The sequence below is a fragment of the Variovorax sp. J2P1-31 genome (assembly GCF_030317215.1).
GTDB lineage: Bacteria > Pseudomonadota > Gammaproteobacteria > Burkholderiales > Burkholderiaceae_C > Variovorax.
In genome coordinates, this window is record NZ_JASZYA010000001.1 from 451,777 (window position 1) to 469,745 (window position 17,969).

The window sequence follows — 17,969 nt, forward strand, 5'->3', positions numbered from 1 at the left end:
ATGGCTTCCATCGCATCAGCAGAGAACATTCCATGGAGACACAGACAAGCACTTCATCCGCGGCCACCGGGCCGCTCCAGGGCATCCGCGTGCTGGACCTCACTTCGGTCGTGCTCGGGCCGGTGGCCACGCAGATCCTCGGCGACTACGGCGCGGACGTGATCAAGGTCGAGCCGATCGAGGGCGACCTGATGCGGGCCAACGGCGTGTCGCGCCATGCCGGCATGAGCTCGATCTTCCTCGCGATCAACCGCAACAAGCGCTCGCTCGCTGTCGACCTCAAGACTGCAGAAGGACGGCAGATCCTGCTCGCGCTCGCGGCCGAGACCGACGTCTTCGTGCACAACATGCGCGTGCCGGCGATCGAGCGCCTGGGGCTGGGCTACGAGGCGCTGCGGGCGGTGTGCCCCGACATCGTCTACTGCGCGGCCACCGGCTTCGGCCAGTCGGGCCCGCACCGCGCCAAGCCGGCCTTCGACGACATCATCCAGGCGGCCAGCGGCATCGCCGGCCTGATGTGGCAATCGACCGGCACGGCCGACTACGTGCCGACCTTGATGGCCGACAAGACCACGGGGATCGTGACCGTCAACGCGATCCTCGCGGCGCTGTTCCATCGCGAGCGCTCGGGCGCCGGCCAGTACGTCGAGGTGCCGATGCTGGAGACCATGGTCGAGTTCACCATGACCGAGCACATGGGCGGCCTGGCCTTCGAGCCCCCGACCGCGCCGGCGGGCTACGGCCGCGTGGTCAGCGGCGGGCGCAAGCCGGCGCCGACCTCGGACGGCTACATCGCGATGCTGCCCTACAGCCCTCAGCAATGGCTCGCGCTGTTCCGGCGCGTGGGGCGCGAAGATCTCGCGCGCGCCTACGACCTGTCCGACCGGCACAAGCTCAATGCGGCGGTGCGCGATCTCTACCGCGAGCTCAACGGCCTGACGCCGACGCGCTCCAGCGCCGAGTGGGTCGCGATCTGCGACGAGCTCGACATCCCGGCCACGCAGATCTGGCAGATCGACGAACTGCCCGAACACCCGCACCTCAAGGCGGTCGGCATGTTCCAGGCAATGGACCATCCCTCGGAGGGCGCGCTGCTGGCCACGCGGCCCGCGACCCTGTTCGGGGCCACGCCCGCGCAGATCCGCAGCGGTGCGCCGCTGCTGGGACAGCATTCGGGCGAGATCCTGGCCGAACTCGGTTACGACGCAGGCCGGATCGAGCATCTGCGCAGCGCCGGCATCGTGAAGGAGCCGGTGCCGCCTCGTTAGACTTCGCGTCCATGAAAACAGCCGCGAAGCCGCCCGAACCGAGCCCGACCCGCCGCACGCAGGTCGAGCGCCGCGCGTCCGCGGAAGCGCGCCTGCTGGCCGCCGCGCGCGAGATCGTGGCGCGCAAGGGCTGGGTCGGGATGACGCTGGCCGAAGTGGGCGAAGCCGCGGGCTACAGCCGGGGCCTGGCCGCGCACCACTTCGGCAGCAAGCCCGCGCTGCTGCGCGCGCTGGCATCGCACATCAACGACAACTTCATGCGCGAGCTCGAGCTCAACCCGCCGGTCGCGGAGGGCATGGCCTCCTTGCTTTCCTTCGTCAGCGTGTACCTCGGCCGCACCGACGGCCGCTGGACCAACACGCGCGCGCTGCTGGTGCTCATGGCCGAGGCCACCACCGACGATTCCGAGACGGGCGAGAGCCTCGCGCGCTACAACCAGAGCGTGATCGACTTCCTCGCGCTGCACTTTCACGCGGCCATCGCGGCCGGCGAGATGCGCCAGGGCCTCGATCCGGGGACCTGCGCGGCCATCGTCATCGGCGCCTTGCGCGGCGTGATGCTGCAGTCGCTGCTGAAGAACGCGACGGTGGACCTGGCGGCCGTGAGCGAGACGCTGTCGGCGATGATCGTGCGGAGCTTCGCCCGGGACCCGGAGGCCTGGGGCCTTGCCGAGCGCCGCGGCGCGCATTCCGCCTAGCCTCCGGCGGGCGTCTCGGCGGGCTGGACGCGAGAGTCCTTCCCGAGCCGCCAGGCCATTGCGGTCCCGACGACCGCCGCGACGAAGCCCCCCAGGAACACGCTGGAATGGCCGAAGTGGTCGGCCATCAGGCCGGCCAGCGGACCGGTCGCGCCATACGCCAGGTCCTGGAAGGCCGCGAAGCCCCCGATGGCCGTGCCGCGCAGGTGCGCCGGCACGCGCTTGACGGCCTCGAGCCCCATGGCGGGAAACACCATCGAGCACCCCATGCCGGTCAGCAGCGCGCCCACCATGGCCACCGCGGGATGGGGCGTCAGCCACAGCAGCGCCTGGCCCAGCGCCTCGACCGTCAGCGACACCAGCGCGACCCGGTTGCCGCCGATGCGGTCGGGCAGGCGGCCCGCCACCAGCCGCAGTGCGACGAAGCCGAGGCCGAAGCAGGTCAGCCCATAGCCTGCGCCCTGCCAGCCATGGGCCAGGAAGTACAGCGGAAAGAAGGCGCCCAGGGCCGCGAAACCCACGCCTTGCAGGCCCACGACCGCACCCTGCTTCCAGATCAGCCGCAGCACATCGGAGAAGGGGGCACGGCGTCCCGGCGCGGACCGGGCCGGCGCGATGGACCACAGCATCGCGCCGCTGAGCAGCGGCAGCAGGATGCTGCCCGCCATCAGGCCGGCGAAGCCGAGCTTCTGCAGCAGCCAGAGCCCGAGCGGGCCGCCCAGCGCGAAGGCGCCGTACAGGCCGGTGCCGACGAGCGCCATGACCTGGCCCGAGCGCGCCGCGCCCATGGCCGCCATGGCCCAGCCCAGCATGCCGACCAGCGCGAAGCTCTCGCCCAGGCCCAGCACCAGGCGCCCCGCCAGCAGCACCAGGTACGCACCGGCGCCATGGCCGAGGGCGGGCAGCGCGGAGGCCCAGCACAGGAGCGACGCGGCCGCGTAGAGGAACAGGCCCCGGAACATCGCGACCTTGCCGCCGCGTTCATCGGCCATCCGGCCCGCCCAGCCACGGCTCAGGAGGGTGGACAGAAAGGCGATGCCCACGGCCAGGCCGGACGCGACGTTGCCCATGCCCAGCGTCTGCGACACATGGACCGCCACCGCCGGCATCGACATCGCGACCGACAGGTAGCCGAGGAAAAGCGCGAAGGTCATCCAGACCAGTTCGCGCAGGGAAGAATTTGCCTGGACGTCCGTCATCGAGCGCCGCTCCTTGAATTTCAAAGAGCACCTGCGGGGCGAAGCGGCGAGGGGAGATGGGTACCGAAGCGACCAACGCACACCGCCAGTCGGCCGCGGGTGCCACTGGTGATGCGTTGGTTGACGTAAACGCTTACGGCGTGTCGCGCGCTGAAGACCTCAGCGTCGTTTCTGCAGCGGCGATTCTAGCGACAACGGCTTCTTCGAAGCAGGGGCCGGCCTGCCCGAGGATCGACGTCCGACCGCGTCGAGGACTGGCTCAGCAAGGCTCGGGGTCGACAAGCAAGAAGCTGCCGTGACCGCCCGGCAGGATCTCGTGCCAGCGGCCCGCCGGGATGATCTGCAGGTCGCCGGCGCGAAGGGGCACCTGCACGCCGTCGAGGACCAGGTCGATGGCGCCTTCGAGCATCAGCAAGGCTTCGTCGTAGCCCGGATGCATCTCCCTGGCCAGCCCCGCTGCATCGACCTTGAACAGCTTCAGGCCCACGCCGCCGGGTCGCCCCACCAGCTTGCCGGCCCACGCCGGGCCCAGCAGCCGTGCGTGGCCGACCAGGTCCCGGTGCGTCGGCTCGGCGTGTGGAGCGGTCATGGGTGGCGCTGGCCCTGCCTCGGGTCAGGCGGCGCGCCGCGCCTCGTAGGCCTTGAGGTTGACGTAGGCGATCTGCAGCACCGACGGCGTGGCCGGCTGCCCCGGTGCCTTGCGCCGCAGCAGGTCGCCGATGATGTGGTCGGCTTCCACCGCCGCGCCGCGCGCCATGTCCTTGTACATCGAGGCCGTGATCGGCGAGCCGGGCATGGTGAGGAAGGCACGGCCGCGCTGCACGGCCGCCGCGCGGGGCGCGAAGCCGTTGTGGGCCGCGATGGCGCTGCATTCGTCGAAGATCGACAGCGACACGGCTTCGCCGCCCGCGGCCACGATCTCGCCGAAGGACGCGCGCAACAGCGTCGTGACGCCCGCGGCCGAAGCGATGAAGACCCACTTCTCCCACATCTCCTGCAGGATGTTCTCGCTGGCGTTGCTGCCGAAGTTCGCGCCCGCGAACTGGGCCGCGATCGCGTCGACGCGGGCCGAGCGGCCGCCCGCGCGTTCGCCGTAGTTGAGGTCGTGGGTGTCGTTGAGGTGCAGCACGCGGCCCTCGTCGTCGAGCGTGGCCGAGATCAGGCACAGGCCACCCAGCACGCGCTCCTCGCCGAAGCGCGCGGCCAGGGCGTCGATGTGCTGCATGCCGTTGAGCAGCGGCAGGATCACGGTGTTCGGCCCGACCGCGGGCGCGAAGGAGTCCATGGTCGAGGCGAGGTCGTAGGCCTTGCTGCCGACCAGGATCACGTCATAGGGCCCATCGATGCCGTCGGCCAGCACGTGCTTCGGTGCCGGCAGCTGCAGGTTGCCCTGCGGGCTCTGGATCACCAGCCCGGTCTTGGCGAGCTGCGCCACGCGCCGAGGCCGCAGCAGGAAGGTGACGTCGCGCCCCGCTTCGAGCAAACGACCGCCGAAATAACCACCGAGTGCACCCGCACCCACCACGAGGAATCTCATCTTTATCACTCCCGAGTCAGACAGAGAAAGATCGACGGCGATGCCGCCGCGATCACCCGGGGGCGTACTCTACGCCGAGCCTCGCTCCTTTGCAGGCTGGCGCGAAAAGGGCGCGAGGTCGATGCCGCCCGCGCGGCCCAGCAGCCGGTCGGCGATCGCGTCGCCCACGCCGGCCGAATGCTTGAAGCCGTGGCCCGAGCAGGCCGAGGCGATCAGCACGCCGGGTGCGCCGTCGAGCGCATCGATCACGAAGTGGCGGTCGGGCGTCACGGTGTACATGCAGGCGCGGGCCTTGAGCAGGCGGCCGGCGATCTGCGGGAAGCGGCCGGCCACGCGGCTCGCGTACATCGCGGCGCCTTCCTCGGCGCTGACCTCGCGCTGCAGTGCGTCGGGCGAGGTGGTGGCCGCGTACTGCTCGGTCGCGACCTTGAGCGCGGGCTGCGCCGGGTCGGACGACGGGAAGCCGTACATGTAGTCCTCCTGCGCGTCGCCGAACATCCAGATGAAGATGGGCAGCCTGTCCGGCGCGAAGTCGGGCGCGGCCGTGCCGGTGTCGAACCAGTACATCACCTGCCGGTAGACGGCGAAGTCGGCGTGCCAGTCGGCGCGCGCCTGCCGGCCCAGGAATTCCGGCAGCCACGGGCCGGCGGCGATCACCACGCGGTCGGCGGTGAAGCGTGCGTTGGCGGTCTGCACGGCGGTGGTGTCGCCGTTGCCCAGCGGCTCGACGGCCTGCACGCGCTCGCCGGTGCGCAGCGTGGCGCCCAGGCCGCGCGCGGCCTCGAGTTGCGCCGCGATGGCCTGCTCGGGCCGCACGAAACCGGCCTCGGGTTCGAAATAGCCGAGCTCGTCGCCCTGCAATGCGAACTGCGGGTAGCGCGCGCGGATGCCCGCGGCGTCGAGCACCTCGTGGCGGATGTCGAAGCGCTCGGCGCACGCGATGGTCCGGCGCACGAAGTCGGGCTTGCCGTGATGGGCGGCGATGCGGTCGCGCGGCGCGAGGATCAGGCCGCCGGTCTGCTCGAAGATCGCGCGGCCGGTGCTGGCCTCGAGCTCGCGCCAGATGGCATGCGAGCGCCGCACCAGCGGCACATAGGCATCGCCTTCGCCGATGGCCAGCCGCGTGATGCGCGACTCGCCATGCGAGGAGCCCTGGTCGTGCGGCGGGGCGTGCTGGTCGATGCCCAGCACGCGCGCGCCACGCAGCGCCAACTGGTAGAGCGTGGCCGCGCCGATGGCGCCGAGGCCGACGACGATGACGTCGTAATGGTTGTGCTGTGTGCTCACAGGATCGGCAGGTTCAGGAAGGCGTCCTTGACCTCGATCGGCTTGGGGATCAGCTTGAGCTGCGCGAACACGTCGGCCAGGCCCTGCTGCTCGCGCGCGATCTCGGGCGTGAGCGCGACCACGCCGTACTGCCGGCGCTCGGTCGCCAGGGCCAGCACCTTGGGCTCGACCTTGAGCTGCGGTGCGAGCGTGTCCACCACCTGCTTCGGGTTGGCCTGGGCCCAGGTGTTGGCCTTGCGCAGTTCGGCGAACACGGTCCTGAGCGTCTCCTGGTTGGCGCGTGCGTAGCCGGGCTGCGCGAAATGGTAGGTGCGGTTGCCGCTCAGGCCGGTGCCGTCGAACAGCAGGCGCGAATCGGTCGCGATCTGCGCGCCGGCGAGGAAAGGGTCCCACAGGCCGATGGCCGCCACGCTGCCCGATTGGTAGGCGGCCACGGTGTCGGAGGCGGTGAGGATGTAGACCGGTTCGATGTCCTCGTAGCTCAGGCCCGCGGCCTGCAGCGCCTTGATCAGCACGTACTGCGTGTTGTAGCCGCGGCCCGTGACCACCTTCTTGCCCTTGAGGTCGCGCACCGTGCGGATCGGCGAATCCTTGGGCACCAGGAAGCCCACGCCGCCGGGGTAGGGGCTCTCGGCCGCGAGGTAGGCCAGGCCCTTGCCGCTGGCCTGCTGGAACACGCCGATGCCGTCGGAGGCATGGCCGAAGTCGATGGCGTTGGCCGACAGCGCTTCCGCCAGCTGGCTGCCGCCCAGGAACTCGCGCCACTCGACCTGGATGCCCGCGGGCGCCAGCGCCGTCTCGAGCTGGCCCGTGCCCTTGAGGATGTTGAGCGTGTTGAACTTCTGGTAGCCGATGCGGATCACCTTGGCGGGTGCCTGCGCGAACGGCGGGCCGGCCGCGATGGCGGCGGCGGCACCGGCGCCGGCTTGCAGGAAGGCGCGGCGGCGCAGCGGGGGAATCGAATGCATGAGAGGGTCCTGGTGCACCGCGGGGGCGCTCGTTGGCGAAAAGGGGGACAAGCGTAGGCGGCCCCTGGCCGCCGCGCCACGACGCATTTCTCATTTGCTCATGCCTGAAGTGTGGGCACATAAGCAAGCAAAAAACGCTTCGTTGCCGCACTGCCGGGCGCTGCCTAGAGTCGCGTCTTTCCAACAAGGACGGAGGACGCATGAAGCGCCAACAATTCATCCTCGGCGGCCTCGCGCTGCTGGGCACGCTGGCCTTCCCGGCCGGCGCCTGGGCCGACAAGCTCGACGACATCCGCAAGGCCGGCGTGCTGCGCGTGGCGGCCTTCGACGGCAACCCGCCCTTCGGCTACATCGACGCCACGAGCAAGAAGCAGGTCGGCCACGACATCGACCTGGCCAACGAATTCGCCAGGAGCCTGGGCGTGAAGATCGAGCTGGTGCCGACCAATCCGGCCAACCGCATCCCGCTGCTGACCTCGGGCAAGGTCGACGTGGTGTTCGCCAGCTTCACCATCACCGACGAACGCGCCAAGGTGGTGGACTTCACCACGCCGTACTTCCTGGTCGGCCAGCAGTTCCTCGCCAGGAAGGGCGTGCTCACCGACGCGGCCCAGCTCAAGGACCTGCGCATCGGCACCGAGAAGGGCACGACGATGGAGACCAACCTGCGCACCAACTACCCCGATGCCAAGGTCGTGCTCTACGACGATTCACCCTTCGCGCTGGCCGCGCTGCGCAACGGCAACGTGCAGGCCATCACCAACGACGGCGTGAAGCTCACGGCGCAGTGGGGCCAGTTGCCCGACAAGGAAAAGTACGAGATCCCGGCGATCACGGTGTCGAAGGAATACCTGGGCGCGGCCGTGCCCAAGGGCGAGACGCGCCTGCTCGAATCGCTCAACAGCTGGCTCACCGAGATCGAGAAGAACGGCCGCGCCGTGGCCATCTACAACGCCTGGTTCGGCCCCGACAGCAAGGCGCCGCTGCCGCGCCTGCTGAAGATCGGCGAGCCACGCGTCGCATCGCGCTGAAGCGGATGAGTGCTGCGGCCATCGAGGGCGACATCGCCGAAGTCAGGACGCGCGCGGTCGCCCGCACGATGGCCGTGGTGCGGGCCTCGGTCGGCACCGAGGCCGACCCGCCAGCGCCGGTTCTCGCGCGCGTCGGCGCCTTGCTGGCCCAGCTGGCGGCGGAGCCCGCGCTGTTCCCCGATGCGCATTTCCCCGCGCCCGTCGAGGCCGCGGGCGAGACGCTCTACCTGCTGGCCGAGTCGGCCGACCGCGGGCATGCGCTCTACCTGTGGCGGCCCGCGCCGGGCTTTCGCACGGTGCCGCACGACCATTCGACCTGGGCGGTGGTGGCGGGCATCGAAGGCGAGGAGCCGAATGTCCTGTGGCGCCGCACCGGTGGCGGCGAAGGCCCGGGCCCGGCCACGCTCGAACCCACCGGTGCGAGGCGCATCGGGCCGGGCGCGCACATCGCCTTCGGGCCGCGCGACATCCACAGCGTGGCGATCGAGGGCGAGCGTGCGATCAAGCACCTGCATCTCTATGGCCGCAGCCTGACGAAGCTGCCCGAGCGACTGGACTTCGACACGGCGGCGGGCCGTTGCGTCACGCAGCCGGCGCAGCCGAAGGTGCTGGCGCCCGTCTCGTCCGACGCTGCCTTCGCGTGAACGCGTTCGAGAGCGCGCGCGAGCAGCTGCTCGCGCCGAAGTACCTCGGCTGGTTGCTCGACGGCTGGCTCATGACCATCGCGTCTTCGCTGCTGGTGATCGTCGCCTCGACCGCGCTGGGCCTGGTCTTCGCGGCCGCGCGCGGCAGCCCGCGGGCCGGCCTGCGCCGGGCCACCGCGGTCTATGTCTCGCTGTTCCGCAACACGCCGCTGCTGGTCCAGCTCTTCTTCTGGTATTTCGGTGCGCCCTCTCTCTTGCCCGAAGCGGCGCGCGAATGGCTCAACGCCGGGCACCAGGTGAGCGTGGCCGGCCTGCGGCTGCACTGGCCGTCCTTCGAGTTCCTCACCGCCATCGTCGGGCTGGTGCTCTACGCCACGGCCTATGTGGGCGAGGAGATCCGCGCCGGCATCCGCGGCGTGCCGGCCGCGCAGCTGCATGCGGGCATGGCCATGGGCTTCAGCGCGGCGCAGGTGCAGCGCCACGTCGTGCTGCCGCAGGCGGTGCGCATCGCGCTCGCGCCGCTGTTCGGCCAGTACATGAACATCGTGAAGAACACCTCGCTTGCCATGGCCGTCGGGCTGGTCGAACTGTCGTACACCTCGCGCCAGGTCGAGGCCGACACCTTCAAGACCTTCCAGGCCTTCGGCTTCGCGACGCTGTTCTACATCGCGACCATCGCGCTGCTCGAGTGGACGAGCGCGTGGGCGGTGCGGCGCACGAGGGTCAGGACATGAGCGGTGCCATCACGGTCCTGCTCGACAACCTGCCGTACCTGCTCTGGGGCGCCTGGCCGAACGGGCCGCTGGGCGGCGCGGCGCTGACGGTGCTGCTGAGCGCGGGCTCGGCGATCGCCTCGGCCGTGCTGGGCCTGCTCTTCGGCGTGGCCCTGGCGATGAGCCGCGGCGCCGCGCACCGCCTGCTGGTCACGGTGCTGGGTTTCTTCCGCGCGATCCCGGTGCTGATGCTGATCTTCTGGACGTACTTCCTGCTGCCGATCGCGCTGGACATCGACGTGCCGGGCGTGCTGTCGGTGATGTGCGCGCTCTCGCTGGTCGGCGGCGCCTACCTGTCGCATGCGGTGCATGCGGGCATCCGGGGCGTGCCCGCGGGGCAGTGGAACGCGGCGCTGTCGCTGGGCATGGGGCGCTGGGGCGCGCTGCGCCACATCGTGCTGCCGCAGGCGCTGCGCATGATGCTGCCCTCGTTCATCAACCAGTGGGTCACGCTGGTCAAGGACAGTTCGCTGGCGTACATCGTGGGCGTGGCCGAGCTTTCTTTCGTGGCGACGCAGGTCAACGCGCGCACCATGGTCTACCCGGCCGAGCTGTTCATGCTGGTGGGCGCGCTCTACTGGCTGCTGTGCACCGCGCTCGAGCGTGGCGTGTGGGCGCTGGTGCCGCGCGATCCGCAGCGCGGCACCTGACGCCCTTGCGGCGTCAGAGCACCTGCTGCACCAGCTGCGGGAACACCTTCGAGACCTTCTGCAGCAGGTAGTCACCGTAGCGGCCGTGGAAGGCATGCACGTTGGCCTGGTCCCAGCGCGTGGCGCTGTCGTCGACGACCGCGGGCACGGGCAGGCCCTCGATCTTGTGCACGCGGGCCTCGAAGTTCGGGTCGAAGAACAGCGGGAAGGACAAGCGGTCGCGGCCCGAGGTGTTGCGCACCACGCGGTGCGGCGTCGAGCGGTAGAGGCCGCCGGTCATGTGGTCGAGCATGTCGCCGATGTTGATCACGAAGGCGTCGGGCACGGGCGTCGCGTCGATCCAGCCCTGGGCGGTGCGCACCTGCAGGCCGCCGATGTCGTCCTGGCGCAGCACGGTGAGCAGGCCGTAGTCGGTGTGCTCGCCCACACCCCATTCGACATTCGAGCCCTCGGGGATCGGTTGCGTGGGGTAGTTGAACAGCCGGAACAGGATCAGCGGGTCGGCCGTGTAGCGCGCCTGGAAGTAGTCGGCCTCCAGTCCCAGGCTCAGTGCGATGCCTTCCATGAGCCGATGGCCCAGCTGCGTCACGGCTGCCATGTAGTCGAGCAGCGTCTGCTTGAAACCCTCGACCTCCGGGAACAGGTTGGGCCCGTGCACCGGCAGGCGCGCCTGCACGCGCGGGTCGTCCGCGCCCAGTTCGCTGCCCAGGTACAGCCCCTCCTTCCAGTCGGGCCGGCCCGAGGTCAATTCGCCGCCCAGCGGGAAGTAGCCGCGCCATGCAGACCCGCCGAGTTCCATGCGCCAGCGCAGCTTGGTCGGCTCGTCGAGCGCGAAGAAGGCGCGGCTCAGCGTTTCGAGGCGCTGCGTGAGGGCGGGGGCGATGCCGTGGCCGACCGCGTAGAAGAAGCCGTGCGCGCGGCAGGCCTCGCCGATCCGGGCGGCGGCGGTGTGGCGGTCCGGCGTGCCGGCCACCAGGGCGGAGACGTCGATGAGGGGGAGGGTGGTCATTTGAACGGCGAACGGATGTCCGACAGGAACTGCGCGGCGCGCGGATGCTGCGGGCGGTTGAAGAAGTCGTCGGGCGTGGCGCGTTCGAGCACGCGGCCTTCGTCCATGAACAGCACGCGGTCGGCGACCTCGCGCGCGAAGCCCATCTCGTGCGTGACGCAGACCATGGTCATGCCCTCGCGCGCCAGGTCGCGCATCACGATCAGCACCTCGCCGACCATCTCGGGGTCGAGCGCGCTGGTGGGTTCGTCGAACAGCATCAGCGGCGGTTCCATGGCCAGCGCACGCGCGATGGCCACGCGCTGCTGCTGGCCGCCCGAGAGTTCGCTGGGCCAGGCCTGGGCCTTGTTCGCCAGCCCGACCTTCTCGAGCAGCGCGAGCGCGCGTTCCTGCGCCGCGGCCGCGCTCAGGCCCAGCAGGTGCGAGGGCGCGAGCGTGCAGTTCTGCAGCACCGTGAGGTGCGGGAACAGGTTGAACTGCTGGAACACGAAGCCGATGCGCGAACGGAAGGCATTGACGTCGGTGCCGCTCGCGTGGATGTCCTGGCCGTCGATCACGATGCGGCCCGACTGAATCGGCTCGAGCCGGTTGAGCGTGCGGATCAGCGTCGACTTGCCCGAGCCCGAGGGCCCGCAGACCACCACCACCTCGCCTTGCGGGATGGTCTCGGTGACGTCGACCAGCGCGTGGTAGTTGCCGTACCACTTGTTCACCTGCTGCAGCTCGATCATGCGGAGATTTTCCTTGTCTTCTTCGCGGCGAGCGCGGGGGTGCGGCGGGTCTGGCGCCGTTCCAGCCAGTAGGCGAAGCGCGAGAGGCCGAAGCACAGGATGAAGTAGGTCAGGCCCAGGATGCCGTAGACCTCGGCCGGCCGGGTGAAGACCTGGGTGTTGATCTGCGTGGCGATGAAGGACACCTCGGCCAGCCCGATGATGTAGCCCAGCGAGGTCTCCTTGATGGTCGAGACGAACTGGTTCACCAGCGAGGGCAGCATGCTGCGCAGCGCCTGCGGCAGCACCACCAGGCGCATCGCGCGGCCGTAACCCAGGCCGAGCGCGCGGGCGCATTCCATCTGGCCCTTGGGCAGGCCCTGGATGCCGGCGCGCACGATCTCGGCCAGGTAGACCGCATCGAACACCACCAGCGCGATCAGCATGGTGGTGAACTGATCGGTCTTGACGCCGGTGACGCTGGGCAGGAAGAAGTAGGCCCAGAAGATCACCATCAGCAGCGGGATGCCGCGCACCACGAAGACCAGCGCCGTGACCGGCCAGCGCAGCCAGCGGTAGGGGCTCACCCGCGCCAGCCCGAAGACGATGCCCAGCGGCAGCGCCAGCACCAGGCCCAGCGCCGCGAGGATCACGGTGAGCGCCAGCCCGCCCAGCGGCCCGTTGGGGTACTGGCCGACCAGGAAATAGAGCCAGTAAGTATGGATGAGTTCGAGCATCAGGGAACCGCCTCGCCATCGCGTGGCCGGCGATGGATGCAACCTGCACGGCCCAGGCCAGGAACACCGCGGAACCGGCTTTGCCGGGCCGCTGGTGTTGCCCCCGGCGAGGGGGTTGGCGCAGCGACACGAAGTGCGCGGAGACTGGGGGAGAACGTCATATCGTGCGCACCGGAAAGCGGTGGTGGTACCAGGCCGCCAGCCCGGTGATGCCCAGCGAGACCGAGAGGTAGGCGAGGGTGGCGAAGGCGAAGGATTCGGAGCTGCGGAAGGTCTCGCTCTCGACCTGGCCGGCCTGGTACATGAGCTCGGCCGCGCCGATCACGGTGGCGATCGAGGTGTTCTTCCAGAGGTTGAGCGTCTGCGAGATCAGCGGCGGCACGGTCACGCGCAGCGCCTGCGGCAGGATCACGCGGCGCATGGTGGCGAGAAAGCCGAAGCCGAGCGCGCGGCCGGCTTCCATCTGCACCGAGGGGATCGCGCGGATGCCGCTGCGGATGTCCTCGGCCATGAAGGCCGCGGTGTAGAGCGACAGCGCGATCACCGCGCTGATGGCCTCGATCGGCCCGGCATAGAGCTTCTCGCGGAGGCCCTCGGGCAGCAGCTCGGGCGCGCCGAAATACCAGAACAGCATGTGGGCGATCAGCGGCACGTTGCGTATCGCCTCGACGTAGGCAAAGCCGACGGCGCGCAGCCACGCGAGCGGCGACAGCCGCAGCAGCGCGACCCCCAGCGCGATGGGCAGCGCGCACAGCAGCGAGACGGCCAGCAGCTGCAGCGACAGCAGCAGGCCGGCGACGAGCATGTCGTGGTACTTGCCGGTGAGCAGCAAGGAGTAGTCGAACAGGGGCATGGGGAAGCGACGGTAGCACCGCGGCCTGGGATTTGCGCCGCCCGGTGGCGGAAGCGCTGGATTTTCTCCCTCTCCCGCTGGGGGAGGGTGGGGGTGGGGGCGCGACGGCGATCAACGCGTCACGCCTGCCGCATGTGCAAAGGCCGCTAGCCCCCATCCCGGCCTTCCCCCGGAGGGGGAAGGAGAAAGACCCGGACTCAGTCGATCTTGTCGCTGTCGAGCTTGAAGTCGCGGGTCTGGAAGCCCGAGGCCGTGTTCGGGCCGTACCACTTGAGGAAGATCTTCTGGGCTTCGCCCGAGGTCTCGAGCTCGCGCAGCGCGCTGTCGACCACGGCCTTGAGGCCGGTCTCGCCCTTCTTGATGCCGATGGCCAGCGCCTCGGTGCTCAGGTTCTGCTTGAGCACCACGTACTGCGCCTTCTGCGCGCCGAGCTTGGCGTAGCTGCGCAGCAGCGCGGCCTCGTCGTCGACGTAGCCCACGCCCTTGCCCTGCTGCAGCGCCTGGAAGGCCTGCTGGCTGGTGTCGAAGGTCACGACTTCCACGTTGGGCACGGCCTTGCGGATGTTGGGTTCCTGCGTGCCGCCACGGATGGTCAGCACCTTCTTGCCCGCGAGTTGCGGCACCTCGGTGATGCCGCTGCTCTTCTTCACGATCGCCTTCTGGCCGGTCACGAAGGTGGTGAGCGAGAAGTCGATCTGCGCCTCGCGCTCCTTGTTGTGCGTCAGGCCGGCCGCGACCAGGTCGACGTGGCCCTGCTGCAGTTCGGGAATGCGCGCGGCCACGGCGATCTGCTTGAGCACGGTCTTCACGCCGATCTTTTTGGCGATCGCATTGGCCAGGTCGACCTCGTAGCCGACGATCTGCCGGGTCTTGGGGTCGATGAAGGTGGCCGGCTCGTCGGTGCCGAGCACGCCGACGACGAGCTCGCCCTTCTTCTGGATGTCGGCCAGCTGGTCGGCATGGGCCAGGCCGGCCAGCCCGAAGGTGGCGGCGACGAGGGAGGCGGCGAGGGTGGCGATGGGCCGGATGCGCATGTTCTTGTTCTCCGTGAAAGCGGTTCTGGGTCCGACCGGCGACGCGCCGGTCTCTCCCCCGGCCGCGAGACTAAACAGGTCGCCGGGGTTTGGGAACAACCGTTTCGGCATATTCAAATTCCGGGCCGCCGCGCCGGGATGCTCGACCTGGCCCGGGCGCGGCGGCGATTTGTACCATTCTGTAAACTTGCCGCATATTCCTACGCCGCCGGGGCTGACCCGGGCGGCGCGCCTCTTGTCATGAACCTTCGCGTGTCCCCTCCAGCGCTCGTCGCGCCCGTCGATACCGAGGTCTTGTCACGCATGGTCCGCACCGACCAGCTCGTGATGGTTCGGCGCAGCGTGCTCGCGGCCATCCCGATCAACGTCGCGCTGAGCCTGGCGGCCGCGCTGGTGGCCTTGAACTCGGGGCACACCGTGGGCGGGCTGTGGTGGCTGCTGCTGTCGCTCTCGGTGAACGGGGCGCGCATCTTCATCTGCCGGCTGCCTTTCGCGCCCTCGCCGGGCGTCACGCCCGAACGCGGGGTCGCGGTCTCGGCGCAGGCCAGGCCGGTGGAGTGGCACCTGCGGCTGGCCGGCTTCTGCGCCGCGGCGTCGGGCGGGGTCTGGGCGCTGATCCCGCTGCTGTGCGCGGGCTACACCTCGCCGCAGACCCTGTTCTACCTGACCGTGGTGTGCGGCATCTGTGCCGGCGCCGCCACCTACGGCATCGCCTACGCGGCGGTCCCGATCAGCTTCGTGATCCCGGCGCTGCTGTCGGTCATGGGCTGCCTGGTGTATGCGGGCGGCTTCGACCGGCTGAGCCTGGCGGCCATGGTGCTGCTGTACCTCGCGGCGCTGGTGCGCGGCTCCCTGCAGAGCCAGAAGGCCTTCCGGGCCGGCAGCCGCCTGAAGAACGAGGCGACGGCCATGGCCTCGCAACTGCGCGAGGCGCACCAGCATCTGCAGGCCTCGGCGCAGGAGCTGACGCGGCGGGCCTCGTACGACGCGCTCACCGGCCTGCTCAACCGCGAGGGCTTCATGCAGGCCACGATGCAGTACATCGAGGCCCGGCCCGGGCGCCCGCTGTGCCTGCTGCTGCTCGACCTCGACGGTTTCAAGGCGGTCAACGACGCCTTCGGCCACAAGGCCGGCGACCGGGTGCTGCGGGACGTGGGCGACTGGCTGCAGCGCGAGCTGTGGTCCTTGAACGCGATCCTCAGCCGCTGGGGCGGCGACGAATTCGCGGTGCTCTATTGCCCGCGCGGCGACGCGCAGCAGCCCGCGGCGGTGGCCGAGGCGCTGATTGCCGCGATCCCCTTCGCCACCGCGCACTACGGCGGCCACCTGGGCGTGAGCATCGGCATCGCGACGTCCGACGGCGCGGGCACGGTGGACATCGCCGAGGCCCTCGACCTGGCGGACGAAGCGCTCTACGAGGCCAAGCGCGCCGGCCGCAACCGCTACCAGGTCGTGGACGAGGCGCTCAACCTGCGCCTGGCCACGCGCCGCGACGTCGAGCGCGACCTGCTCTACGCGATCGAGACGCGCGCGATCGGCGTCTGGTACCAGCCGATCGTGACCAGTGAGGGCGGCCAGATCCACAGCCTCGAGGCGTTGCTGCGCTGGAACCACCCGCGGCACGGCCGCGTCGCGCCCGAGCGCGTGGTCTTCGCGGCGGCCAGCACCGGCGTCGCCGAGCAACTGCTGCGCCACATCCTCAACGAAGTCTGCCTGGCGATGCACCAGCTGGAGGCCGAAGGCTCGGCGCTGGCCCGGGTGCCGATCGCGATGAACGTCTCGCCGCGGGAGATGGGGCAGCTGGCCGTCGACGACATCGTGCTGGGCATGCTGCGCGCGCACGGCATCGCGCCGAGCCGGCTGCACATCGAGATCACCGAGGAGGTGGCCCTCGACAGCCATGCGACCCGCGCCCGGCTGGCCGCGCTCTCGACGGCCGGAGTGACCATCGTGGTCGACGATTTCGGCGTCGGCTACTCGTCGCTGGCCTCGCTGCGCAGCGAGTACGTCGGCCAGGTCAAGATCGACCGCAGCTTCGTCTCGGGCCTGTCGGCCTCGCCGGGCAACACCGTGCTGGTCAACTCGATCGTGCAGCTCGGCCACTCGCTCAACATCCAGGTCGTGGCCGAGGGCGTGGAAACCCACGACGAACTCGACGCCCTGCGCGCGCTGGGCTGCACCCTGGCGCAGGGCTACCACTTCGCCCGGCCCGCGCCCTTGCCCGAGATCGCCGCCTGGGCGCTGCAGCGGCAGTCGATGTCCTGAGACGCGCGAGCGTCCGGAGTCGGGTCCGGGGCCGCGAGCTCCGCGTGACGGATGTCACGCTTGCCCGCGTTTTCTGAAACCGCCTTTTTCGAGGCCTGCGCGCGCCCGCCTGGCGCCGGGTCCACGCACCAGAGGGACGGCGAGGCATGGGCGCCGGGCGACCGTCATGAACGGTCATAAATGGTCATGAATGGCCCATGACGCTCGTCCTGCAGGCCATAAGAATGACCCTGCCCATCGTCCTTGACGCAGGCAGTCCCGTGCGCTTCGCGAGCTCCCCAGGCCGCCGTCCGTGCGGCTGCGCCGCGGCGGCGCCGGGCTTCTCCGACCCCGATGTTGACTGCACGCATGACCCCAACCCGCTCTTCCCAGACGACCCGCGACCCCGCGGGCGCGCCCGCCTGCTGCATGGCGATCCGGTGGGTGCCGGGCCCGGGCGGCGCCGGGGCGTGAGGCGAATGTCCGCCCGGCCCGAGTTCGCCAAGCCCGCCTGCGCCGGGGTGCTCGCGCGCGACGAGACCCTGCGCCGCCGCTGTTGCGCGATGGTGGAGGCGATCGGGTACGAGGCGCAGCCCTTCGCCGCCGTCGACGAGCTCGTCTCGGCCTGCCTGGCCAGCGCCAAGCGCTTCGACCTGCTGGTGATGGCCTTCCCCGGCGACGTGTCGCGGGTGGTGCTGGGCCTGGAGCGGGTCTGCCGGATGATCTCCAACTCGGTGTCCGGCCTGCTGATCCTCGAGGAGCGGCAGATCGACGCGGTGCACCAGGTGCGCTGGGTGCTGCCGCGCGACTTCATCCTCGCGCCCTTCGACGACGAGGAGTTCCGGCTGCGGCTGGTGCGGTGCGGGCCTTCGGCCGAGCTGGCGCAGCAGCGCCCCTTGGTGCTGCCGACGGAAAGCATGCTGCCCTGAGGCGCCGCCCGGTGCCGACACCGGTGGAAAAGATCGGCCGTTCGCCGCTTCTGGGAAAACGCTGACGCGGGCTGATGCGGGTTCGGGCCGAGCCGCGCGCCGGATCGGCCGGAGGGTGCCCATGGGCGTGCTCAAGTGTCGGTGGCGTTCGCCGCCAAAGGCAGCGTCAGCCGGAAGACCGCCCCCCGCCCCCCGGCCCGCGGCCGGCTGGCCGCGAGAACCGTGCGCGGGGAGGCTGCCGCCCAGCCAGCGCAGCAGCGCGCAGAGCAGTGCGGGAAGCCACCGGGCAGGGGGCGAGGTCGGGCGATGGGCGTGATGGCAGTTTCCCCTGCGCGGCACGTCGCCGGCAGCGGCGGTGTGCCCGTCGGCCGTGCACGGCCCGCGTCATGTGCCCGACA

General features: G+C 70.2%; 18 protein-coding genes. 8 read left to right on the plus strand and 10 right to left on the minus strand.

Annotation, left to right across the window (positions count from 1 at the left end; all coding sequences use genetic code 11):
• The first annotated feature begins 32 nt into the window (after positions 1-32).
• The gene (locus QTI20_RS02150; protein ID WP_286550548.1) at positions 33-1,268 is read left to right on the plus strand and encodes a CaiB/BaiF CoA transferase family protein; all 1,236 of its coding nucleotides are present in this window, start codon (positions 33-35) and stop codon (positions 1,266-1,268) included.
• A gap of 11 nt (positions 1,269-1,279) precedes the next feature.
• On the plus strand, positions 1,280-1,966 hold the full coding sequence (locus QTI20_RS02155) for a TetR/AcrR family transcriptional regulator (protein ID WP_183023056.1): 687 nt from the start codon (positions 1,280-1,282) through the stop codon (positions 1,964-1,966).
• Here the strand turns inward: QTI20_RS02155 and QTI20_RS02160 are convergent.
• The 5 genes from QTI20_RS02160 to QTI20_RS02180 all read right to left on the minus strand — a co-directional run bounded on the left by QTI20_RS02160 (position 1,963) and on the right by QTI20_RS02180 (position 6,957).
• On the minus strand, positions 1,963-3,165 hold the full coding sequence (locus QTI20_RS02160; RefSeq protein WP_286550547.1) for an MFS transporter: 1,203 nt from the start codon (positions 3,163-3,165) through the stop codon (positions 1,963-1,965). The genes QTI20_RS02155 and QTI20_RS02160 overlap by 4 nt on opposite strands.
• Before the next feature lie 259 nt (positions 3,166-3,424).
• Complete coding sequence (locus tag QTI20_RS02165; protein ID WP_286550546.1) at positions 3,425-3,754, minus strand: cupin domain-containing protein; 330 nt, start codon at positions 3,752-3,754, stop codon at positions 3,425-3,427.
• Between the two features lie 24 nt (positions 3,755-3,778).
• Positions 3,779-4,702, minus strand: a complete 924-nt coding sequence (panE, locus tag QTI20_RS02170; protein WP_286550545.1) for a 2-dehydropantoate 2-reductase — start codon at positions 4,700-4,702, stop codon at positions 3,779-3,781.
• A 69-nt stretch (positions 4,703-4,771) separates the two neighbouring features.
• Positions 4,772-5,989 carry an N-methyl-L-tryptophan oxidase gene (gene solA / locus QTI20_RS02175; protein WP_286550544.1) on the minus strand — a complete coding sequence of 406 codons (1,218 nt, stop codon included), beginning with the start codon at positions 5,987-5,989 and terminating at the stop codon, positions 4,772-4,774.
• Positions 5,986-6,957: an aliphatic sulfonate ABC transporter substrate-binding protein gene (locus QTI20_RS02180; RefSeq protein ID WP_286550543.1), complete on the minus strand. Its 972-nt coding sequence runs from the start codon at positions 6,955-6,957 to the stop codon at positions 5,986-5,988. Before QTI20_RS02180 ends, solA begins: the two co-directional genes overlap by 4 nt.
• Positions 6,958-7,157: 200 nt before the next feature.
• On the opposite strand from QTI20_RS02180, the gene QTI20_RS02185 reads away from it, so the two are divergent.
• The 4 genes from QTI20_RS02185 (at position 7,158) to QTI20_RS02200 (ending at position 10,055) form a co-directional block, all read left to right on the plus strand.
• Positions 7,158-7,988, plus strand: coding sequence for a transporter substrate-binding domain-containing protein (locus tag QTI20_RS02185; protein WP_286550542.1), 831 nt, complete (start codon positions 7,158-7,160; stop codon positions 7,986-7,988).
• Positions 7,989-7,993: 5 nt separating this feature from the next.
• Positions 7,994-8,632 (plus strand): cysteine dioxygenase family protein, encoded by a 639-nt coding sequence (locus QTI20_RS02190; protein WP_286550541.1) that lies wholly within the window; start codon positions 7,994-7,996, stop codon positions 8,630-8,632.
• Between the two features lie 71 nt (positions 8,633-8,703).
• Positions 8,704-9,366 (plus strand): amino acid ABC transporter permease, encoded by a 663-nt coding sequence (locus QTI20_RS02195; protein ID WP_503011389.1) that lies wholly within the window; start codon positions 8,704-8,706, stop codon positions 9,364-9,366.
• Positions 9,363-10,055, plus strand: coding sequence for an amino acid ABC transporter permease (locus QTI20_RS02200; protein WP_286550539.1), 693 nt, complete (start codon positions 9,363-9,365; stop codon positions 10,053-10,055). Before QTI20_RS02195 ends, QTI20_RS02200 begins: the two co-directional genes overlap by 4 nt.
• Before the next feature lie 13 nt (positions 10,056-10,068).
• Here the strand turns inward: QTI20_RS02200 and QTI20_RS02205 are convergent, their stop codons facing one another.
• The 5 genes from QTI20_RS02205 to QTI20_RS02225 form a co-directional block, all read right to left on the minus strand.
• Positions 10,069-11,064: an isopenicillin N synthase family dioxygenase gene (locus tag QTI20_RS02205; protein WP_286550538.1), complete on the minus strand. Its 996-nt coding sequence runs from the start codon at positions 11,062-11,064 to the stop codon at positions 10,069-10,071.
• A complete protein-coding gene (locus QTI20_RS02210; RefSeq protein ID WP_286550537.1) occupies positions 11,061-11,795 on the minus strand; it encodes an amino acid ABC transporter ATP-binding protein in 735 nt (244 codons plus the stop codon). Before QTI20_RS02210 ends, QTI20_RS02205 begins: the two co-directional genes overlap by 4 nt.
• Entirely contained in the window at positions 11,792-12,511 is a 720-nt protein-coding gene (locus tag QTI20_RS02215; RefSeq protein ID WP_286550536.1) for an amino acid ABC transporter permease, read from the minus strand. Before QTI20_RS02215 ends, QTI20_RS02210 begins: the two co-directional genes overlap by 4 nt.
• Positions 12,512-12,668: 157 nt before the next feature.
• On the minus strand, positions 12,669-13,364 hold the full coding sequence (locus QTI20_RS02220) for an amino acid ABC transporter permease (protein ID WP_286550535.1): 696 nt from the start codon (positions 13,362-13,364) through the stop codon (positions 12,669-12,671).
• Positions 13,365-13,561: 197 nt separating this feature from the next.
• Positions 13,562-14,398 carry an ABC transporter substrate-binding protein gene (locus tag QTI20_RS02225; RefSeq protein WP_286550534.1) on the minus strand — a complete coding sequence of 279 codons (837 nt, stop codon included), beginning with the start codon at positions 14,396-14,398 and terminating at the stop codon, positions 13,562-13,564.
• Between the two features lie 303 nt (positions 14,399-14,701).
• Here QTI20_RS02225 and QTI20_RS02230 point away from each other — a divergent pair, with 303 nt between their 5' ends.
• Both QTI20_RS02230 and QTI20_RS02235 read left to right on the plus strand, forming a co-directional pair.
• Positions 14,702-16,663, plus strand: a complete 1,962-nt coding sequence (locus QTI20_RS02230) for a putative bifunctional diguanylate cyclase/phosphodiesterase (RefSeq protein ID WP_286550533.1) — start codon at positions 14,702-14,704, stop codon at positions 16,661-16,663.
• Between the two features lie 458 nt (positions 16,664-17,121).
• Complete coding sequence (locus QTI20_RS02235; protein ID WP_286550532.1) at positions 17,122-17,571, plus strand: hypothetical protein; 450 nt, start codon at positions 17,122-17,124, stop codon at positions 17,569-17,571.
• The last annotated feature ends 398 nt before the right edge of the window (positions 17,572-17,969 follow it).

Excerpts from the sequence above, each read along its gene's own strand:
- QTI20_RS02150 (WP_286550548.1), top strand. The coding sequence starts at position 33 with ATGGAGACACAGACAAGCACTTCATCCGCGGCCACCGGGCCGCTCCAG.
- QTI20_RS02155 (WP_183023056.1), top strand. The coding sequence starts at position 1,280 with ATGAAAACAGCCGCGAAGCCGCCCGAACCGAGCCCGACCCGCCGCACG.
- QTI20_RS02160 (WP_286550547.1), bottom strand. The coding sequence starts at position 3,165 with ATGACGGACGTCCAGGCAAATTCTTCCCTGCGCGAACTGGTCTGGATG.
- QTI20_RS02165 (WP_286550546.1), bottom strand. The coding sequence starts at position 3,754 with ATGACCGCTCCACACGCCGAGCCGACGCACCGGGACCTGGTCGGCCAC.
- panE (WP_286550545.1), bottom strand. The coding sequence starts at position 4,702 with ATGAGATTCCTCGTGGTGGGTGCGGGTGCACTCGGTGGTTATTTCGGC.
- QTI20_RS02180 (WP_286550543.1), bottom strand. The coding sequence starts at position 6,957 with ATGCATTCGATTCCCCCGCTGCGCCGCCGCGCCTTCCTGCAAGCCGGC.
- QTI20_RS02185 (WP_286550542.1), top strand. The coding sequence starts at position 7,158 with ATGAAGCGCCAACAATTCATCCTCGGCGGCCTCGCGCTGCTGGGCACG.
- QTI20_RS02190 (WP_286550541.1), top strand. The coding sequence starts at position 7,994 with ATGAGTGCTGCGGCCATCGAGGGCGACATCGCCGAAGTCAGGACGCGC.
- QTI20_RS02195 (WP_503011389.1), top strand. The coding sequence starts at position 8,704 with ATGACCATCGCGTCTTCGCTGCTGGTGATCGTCGCCTCGACCGCGCTG.
- QTI20_RS02200 (WP_286550539.1), top strand. The coding sequence starts at position 9,363 with ATGAGCGGTGCCATCACGGTCCTGCTCGACAACCTGCCGTACCTGCTC.
- QTI20_RS02205 (WP_286550538.1), bottom strand. The coding sequence starts at position 11,064 with ATGACCACCCTCCCCCTCATCGACGTCTCCGCCCTGGTGGCCGGCACG.
- QTI20_RS02210 (WP_286550537.1), bottom strand. The coding sequence starts at position 11,795 with ATGATCGAGCTGCAGCAGGTGAACAAGTGGTACGGCAACTACCACGCG.
- QTI20_RS02215 (WP_286550536.1), bottom strand. The coding sequence starts at position 12,511 with ATGCTCGAACTCATCCATACTTACTGGCTCTATTTCCTGGTCGGCCAG.
- QTI20_RS02220 (WP_286550535.1), bottom strand. The coding sequence starts at position 13,364 with ATGCCCCTGTTCGACTACTCCTTGCTGCTCACCGGCAAGTACCACGAC.
- QTI20_RS02225 (WP_286550534.1), bottom strand. The coding sequence starts at position 14,398 with ATGCGCATCCGGCCCATCGCCACCCTCGCCGCCTCCCTCGTCGCCGCC.
- QTI20_RS02230 (WP_286550533.1), top strand. The coding sequence starts at position 14,702 with ATGGTCCGCACCGACCAGCTCGTGATGGTTCGGCGCAGCGTGCTCGCG.
- QTI20_RS02235 (WP_286550532.1), top strand. The coding sequence starts at position 17,122 with ATGTCCGCCCGGCCCGAGTTCGCCAAGCCCGCCTGCGCCGGGGTGCTC.